The organism is Streptomyces botrytidirepellens, from assembly GCF_003721215.1.
Taxonomy (GTDB): domain Bacteria; phylum Actinomycetota; class Actinomycetes; order Streptomycetales; family Streptomycetaceae; genus Streptomyces; species Streptomyces himastatinicus.
In genome coordinates, this window is the sequence record NZ_RIBZ01000080.1 from 1 (window position 1) to 2,329 (window position 2,329).

Annotated in this window: 1 protein-coding gene; it reads left to right on the forward strand. The window is 78.3% G+C overall.

Annotated elements, in window-relative coordinates; translation table 11 throughout:
- Positions 1 to 452: 452 nt before the first annotated feature.
- Positions 453 to 2,329 (forward strand): tetratricopeptide repeat protein (locus tag EEJ42_RS05920; protein ID WP_425472851.1); only part of this gene is annotated, 1,877 nt, incomplete at its 3' end.

The following is a 2,329-nucleotide window of genomic DNA, read 5'->3' on the forward strand; positions in this document are numbered from 1 at the left end:
CTCGCGTCCCGGGCCGTGCGTCGCGCGCCTGTGCGGGCGCGCGCTCCCGCCCTGTCCCTGCCGGGCCCGCGGCCCGCGCCGTGCGTCTTGCCCTGGTTCAGGCGTGCGCTTCCGCCCCGTTCCCGTCGGGCCTGGGTCCCGGGCCGTGCGTCTCGCCCCTGTCGGGGCGCGCTCCCGCCCCGTAACCGCCGGGGTGTGCCGCTTGTCGGTTCCGCTTCGGGCGACCCGTCGGTGGCGGGGTCCAGGGGCGGAGCCCCTGGGGTCGGGGANGGAGGGGCGGGGTGGGGGACAGACCGGGCCGTGCTACCCGTCGCACCATCCGATGGGGTGATTTTCGGTCCGCGCCACCGGCCCGGAGTGCCCGGGACCTGACGTGGAGTGAACTACGCTCGTATGAACCCTGACCGCAGCCGCGGCGGGCTCGTATGCGCAGGTGGACGGGAGTGGGGCCCGTGGCGGAGCAGGCGGTCGACACCGACGGGGAGCCCCTGGGCGAACCCGCGGACGGGGATGCGGACGGAGTGCCTCCGGCACGCGGCGCAGCCGACGGCGGGGTGTGGAGCGGCGCGACGCGCGCGGTGCTGTTCGCGGCCGCCGCCACCGTGGGCCGGGGGTTCGCGGGCCGCCGCCGGGAGCTGCTCGCGCTGCGGGCCGACATCGACCGCGCCGGGCTCGACACGATCGCGGGCCGCAAGGCCGCCCGCAGCCGGGTGCTGCTCATCGCGGGGCGACCCGGCTGGGGCCGTACCGCACTGGCCGAGGAGCTGGCCAGGCGGCTGGCGGACGACTACCCCGACGGGGTGCTCCAGGCCCGGCTGATGACGTCCTCCGGCGACCCCGTCCCCACCGAGCGCACCGCCCGTGACCTGCTGGTCAGGCTGGGCGTGACCGCCCCGCCCGGCGCGGACGAGGACGAGCTGGGCGAGATGCTCCGCGGCGCCCTCGACGGCAAGCGGATCCTGCTGCTGCTCGACGACGTGGCGGGAGCCGAGCAGGTGGACGCGCTGCTGCCGGACGAGCCCGACTGCCTGGTGGTCGCGGTCTCGCGGGGCCCGCTGACCGGCGTCCCGGACGTCCGTCCGTGCACCGTCGGCGGGCTGGACGTGAGCGCGGCGGTGGGGCTGCTGGCGCAGTACACCGGGCCGACCCGGATCACCTGCGACCCGGTGGCGGCGCAGACCCTGGTCGAGGAGTGCGCGGGTCAGCCCGCGGCGCTCGTGCTCGTCGGCGGCTGGCTCGCCGCCCGGCCCGAGGCGTCGGTGTCCGACGTCATCGAGCGGCTGCGCGAACTGCCGCCGACCGACGGGGACGTGGACCTCGGGGCCCGCCCGCTGGCCCGCGCCTTCCGGCTGGCGTACGGCTCGCTGCCCCCGGCCGCCGCCCGGATGCTGCGGCTGCTGGCGCTGGCGCCCGCCGGGTCGGCCGACGCGCACACCGCGTCCGCGCTGGCCGGATGCTCGGTGGCGGACGGCCGGGCGGCGCTGGAGGGCTTCGCCGGGTACGGGATGCTGCGGCCGCGCGAGAAGGGCCGGTACGAGCTGCCCGGCTGCCTCGACCCGCTGCTGCGCGCGCTGCTGGAGGCGACGGAGCGCCCGGCGGAGGTGGAGCTGGCCCGGGCGCGGATGCTGGAGCGCACCGTACGGCAGCTGCACGCCTGCCGCCTGGCCGCCGAACCGGCGGGCTCCCCGGCGCGCAAGAAGCTGGCGGCGCTGCCGACGTCGCTGCGGTTTCCGTCGAAGGAGGCGGCGGGGGAGTGGCTGGAGAGCCGCATGCCCGTGCTGGTGGAGGCCGCCCGGGTGGCCGTCGAGGCCGGTGAGGTCGACACCCTGGCCCGGCGGCTGGTGGCCGCGCTGACCCACGCGCTGACCGCGCACCGGGGCGCCGAGGGCGCGGCGCCCGAACTGTACGGGCTCCACCAGCTGGTGCTGGACGTGGCCCGGCGCCGCGACCTGCCGGTGGAGCGGGCGGCGGCGCTGCTGAACCTGGGCGATCTGGACGCGGGCGCGGGCCGGATCGACGCCGCGCTCGCCCGCTACAAGGGCGCGCTGGAGGCGGCCCGCGCGGCGGGCGATCCGTATACGACCGGGCGGGCCCTGGAATCCATCGGTGCGACGTACCAGGAGCTGGAGGACTGGAGCCGCGCCGCCGACTGGTACGGCCGCGCCCTGGAACTGCGGCTGAGCCGCCGCGACCTGGCCGCCGAGGCCCGGCTGTACGCCCGTTTGGGCACCGTCCGCGGCTACGCGGGCCGCTGGGCCGAGGCGCTGCGCGACTGGCGCGCCGCCGCGGCCGCCTGCCGCCGGGCAGGGGACCTGGAGGGGCACGCGCG